Annotated in this window: 4 protein-coding genes; 3 read left to right on the top strand and 1 reads right to left on the bottom strand. The window is 37.9% G+C overall.

Annotated features, from left to right (window positions below; all coding sequences use genetic code 11):
- The first annotated feature begins 422 nt into the window (after positions 1-422).
- Entirely contained in the window at positions 423-1,580 is a 1,158-nt protein-coding gene (locus EO119_RS08035) for an S-layer homology domain-containing protein (RefSeq protein ID WP_126941407.1), read from the top strand.
- An 86-nt stretch (positions 1,581-1,666) separates the two neighbouring features.
- On the opposite strand, the gene dapF is transcribed toward EO119_RS08035, so the two are convergent.
- A complete protein-coding gene (gene dapF, locus EO119_RS08030; protein ID WP_126941405.1) occupies positions 1,667-2,506 on the bottom strand; it encodes a diaminopimelate epimerase in 840 nt (279 codons plus the stop codon).
- 216 nt (positions 2,507-2,722) lie between these two features.
- Here dapF and EO119_RS08025 point away from each other — a divergent pair, with 216 nt between their 5' ends.
- Together EO119_RS08025 and mscL are read left to right on the top strand one after the other, a co-directional pair.
- Positions 2,723-3,478, top strand: coding sequence for a DeoR/GlpR family DNA-binding transcription regulator (locus EO119_RS08025; RefSeq protein ID WP_126941403.1), 756 nt, complete (start codon positions 2,723-2,725; stop codon positions 3,476-3,478).
- Positions 3,479-3,656: 178 nt separating this feature from the next.
- A complete protein-coding gene (gene mscL, locus EO119_RS08020; protein WP_009353215.1) occupies positions 3,657-4,103 on the top strand; it encodes a large-conductance mechanosensitive channel protein MscL in 447 nt (148 codons plus the stop codon).
- Positions 4,104-4,244 lie beyond the last annotated feature (141 nt).

The raw sequence follows: 4,244 nt of genomic DNA, 5'->3' as shown, positions 1-4,244 counted from the left end.
TTTTACGATAATTTTATTATATAGTAATTTTTCTGTAATTACAAAAGACTTGCAATATTAGCAAGAAACCATTTTTATACCATTTTGCTAGTCATTATCAACCAGTTCATTTGTAGCAAAAATCACATGTTTTCCCTAGTCTCATCAATCCTTATAGCATCAAGGATTATATAATTTTTATGTATTTTAATACATATCAAATCTTCTATTAAAATACACATGTCTTTTCAGTCTCTAATTCCTACTTAAAAATAGTGCTATAACCAAAACTCATGAAAGAGATAACCATCGCTCTATAATTCAACTTTTTCAATAGTAAATTCATTGATAAATATCACTCTTTTCGCATGGAGTGAATCTTTCAAATATGGTATGATACATATAGTAAAACATTTTTTAGTTTCCTAATTCGGAGGCACACCATGAAACGCATTTATTCTGCACTATTGCTAACTGCATTGCCTATAGTATTACTACAAGCACAAACTAGCAACTCACTATCTACAAGCACTATGGTAACCACACCTAACACATTTACATATTCTCAACCAAATACGATTTCTACCTTTGATCGAGTACAAAAATATCGATTTACTGATGTACCTAGTAACTTTTGGGCTTATGAATCAATTACTAAAATGACAAAAGAAGGTATAATGAGTGGATATCGCAATGGCACATTCAAACCCAATGACCCACTATCTCGTGAGGAAGCTGCCTCTTTATTTAGCAATATGATTGGAGATACTCCATCTATTATGTTAGCTAGTTCATTTTCAGACATCACTTCCGACCGTTGGTCTTCTCTAGCTATTGAAAGTGTAGCAAGGGCTAATATTATCAGCGGTTATGGTGACAATACGTATCGCCCAGAACAGTATATGTCTCGCCAAGAGTTTGCCGTGGTTGCTGATAAGTTTTTACACTACCAAGGATATCGTACTGAAGACCCAACAGCTCTCGATGCCATCCACTTTAGTGATCAGAAATTTATCGCTCCTTGGGCTCAATCATCAGTACGTGAACTAGCTTTATGGGGATTCATCAATTACAGTACAAAAGGCTTATTCAATCCAGAAAAATATATCACTCGTGGTGAAGCTGCAGAAATTACATATCGTTTACTTTTCTCTAAAGAAGCTACTGCCATTCAGCACACAATTCAGCAACAACAAATGGAAGAAACGGCACGCGCTCTGGTCAAGAAAACATTTGGCGAGAATTACGATTTCCACCATCGTGGCGCTATGTTCTGGCGTGATGGTAAATTAGTCATTTCCTTTACATCTTCTAGCGATGTGAAAGCTATCACTGCAGAAACCGCCTATATTAAAGACAAACACTTCTTAGATAATCACATCATTACTACTGGTAGTTATAGCTTAGGTGACTTTGACAATTTACAAACCGATGCCGCTTACTTATATCGTCAATTGGAGCCCCATGGCACTATCCTAGCTGTAACACCAACACCGAATGTAGACGGCTTAATTCTAACCGTAGACAAATTAGATGCTACGACACAGACAGCATTTATGAAAAAGTTTGGAAAGAAAGTTCAGCTAAAAACTAATTCATAATAACTCATACAAAAAGAGGAAAGTTGACTCCACTTGATCAACTTTCCTCTTTTGTGTTAGAAGCGCATTGTATTGCTAGCACCCATCTAGCAAGTAACATCCTCTAAGTCCAAGCTAAACACCTCCGTAGCAGGTCCTGTCATATATACCGTGCCATCTTCGTCATAATCTACATGTAAAACACCTTGGTATAACTCCACATCTACAGAACGTCCAGTCAGTCCTTTTTCATGCGCCATCACAGCACTAGAACAAGAGCCTGTGCCACAGGCTAAGGTCGCTCCTGCACCACGTTCCCAAGTGCGGACTTTCACAGTATTTTCGTCCACCACTTGCACAAAGTTCACATTTGTCCCTTTGGGGAAGAGTGGATGTTTTTCCATCTTTGGTCCTAATACTGTCAATGGAACTGCTGTTACATCCTCTACAAATACTTCTGTATGCGGTACCCCTAGCAGTACAGAACTTACCACATAGGATGTGCCGTCTACATCAATAGTATAGTCTATGACTTTATCTGATTCTATGTCCATAGGAATATCCTTCGCAGAAAATGTAGGTTTCCCCATGTTGACTTTCACCAGTTTGGCCACGCCGTTTTCCGCAATAATCGTTGGCGTCATAATGCCCGCCAAGGTTTCTACAGTAAACACTTCTGTATCAATGATTTGGCGGTCGTAGGCATACTTCGCAAAACAGCGAATGCCATTGCCACACATTTCAGCTTCACTGCCATCAGAATTGATAATGCGCATGCGCACATCTGCCACCTCAGAAGGCATGACAATAACCAGACCATCTGCTCCGATACCAGTATGACGATCACAGAGGCGTTGTGCCATATCCGTCACATCAAATGATACATTACCATCATCAAAAAAAACGATAAAATCATTTCCTAAACCATGCATTTTTGTTATTTTCATACGTATCTCCTCATCTGTATGATGCAATCTCTATCCGCCTAGAGCGGATTATTAATTTATCGCAAAATATAGTCTTTACTTTTATACATTTTGATGAAAACCACCATAGACTACTATAATTTATTTGCCATTTATATTACCATGAATATAGGAAAAATAATAGGTACGTTTTCCTAAGCAGTATTAGGTTCATCATAAATTGGAGGTGATTTTACTATGCTTCCTGAAGAACGTTATTCTGCGATTCTACGACGCTTGAAACAAAATCGGGTGGTCACTGTACACGAATTGGTGACAGCCTTATCTTCTTCAGCGCCCACAATACGCAGAGATTTAGCCTATCTCCACAACAAAGGTTTATTGCAAAAGGTTCACGGTGGCGCTGCCAGCCTCACCATTGACCATACCACAACGGATATAGATATACTCCCTAAATCCGTTATGTATCGCGATGCAAAAGAATCTATTGCCTTAGCTGCCTCTGAATTAATCAGCCCTTCTGGTTTTATCTTCATTGATGCTGGCAGCACCACTGAAATGGTATTACATTATATACCTCACACCAATGCTACCTTTGTGACTAATGGTATTCATCATGCTACCCATTTAGCATCGCGGCATATGAAAGTCATCTTATTAGGTGGCACTGTAAATCCTATTTCATCATCTATTGTCGGTAGTGTAGCTCTTAATCAATTAGATTCCTATAACTTTACACAAGGCTTCTTTGGTGCTCATGGTATAAGTTATAAATCTGGCTTTACCACAGAAGATCCTCTCGATGCTGCTGTGAAAGAAAAAGCATTACATAAATGTCACAATGCCTTTGTCTTAGCAGATCCATCTAAATTTGATCGCATTTCATCTGTTACTTTTGCCACCATTGATAAGGCGTCTATTATTACTACTAAATTACCCAATGAATTATATCGGAACTATGCAAACATTCAAGAAGTTGATCATCATCGTTAATACAAAAGCTGTCATCCCTAGACCTAAACGTCTAACGGTATGACAGCTTTTTTACAATCTATACAAGGTCGTGTATCCAACTATTTCATGTACATGATTACATCTAGCTTTTTCGATATATTTCTATTATAATGTATGGTATACTTTTTATTGTATGAATTTTGAAATGGAGATTAGTATGAGCTTTTTGAAAGATTTTAAAGACTTTGCCATGCGCGGCAATGTAGTAGACTTAGCAGTCGGCGTTATCATTGGCGCCGCTTTCGGTAAAATTGTTACTTCTTTAGTAAACGATGTGGTTATGCCTCCTATCGGATTATTATTAGGCGGAGTGGACTTTTCTAATCTATTCATCCCTTTAACTACTGGTACTGCTCCAGCGACTTTAGCAGAAGCTAAAGCGGCTGGTATCCCTGTCTTGGCTTATGGTATGTTCTTAAATACAGTCTTTGAATTCCTTATCATTGCTTTTTGTATTTTCGCTATCATCAGCCAAATTAAACGATTTACACCTGCAGAAGCACCGGTGGAAATCCGTAAATGTGACTATTGCCGTGAAGCTATTGCTGACGATGCAACACGCTGTCCACATTGTACAGCTGAATTAACTATCAAAGAATGTTAAATTCAATACATACTAGCTTTTAGATTTTTGAATTTTAGAGTTACATAATGCTAATAGGAAAGGACTGACACTAGTGTCAGTCCTTTACCTATAATTAGTATTATGTGAAATGCATAATGCATGATCACAACAAACCTAGCA

Origin of the sequence: Veillonella sp. CNR 79/14 (assembly GCF_003992185.1) — a bacterium.
Classification (GTDB): domain Bacteria; phylum Bacillota; class Negativicutes; order Veillonellales; family Veillonellaceae; genus F0422.
Note: the sequence above shows the minus strand (reverse complement) of the source record. Positions and strands in the feature narration are given on the sequence as shown.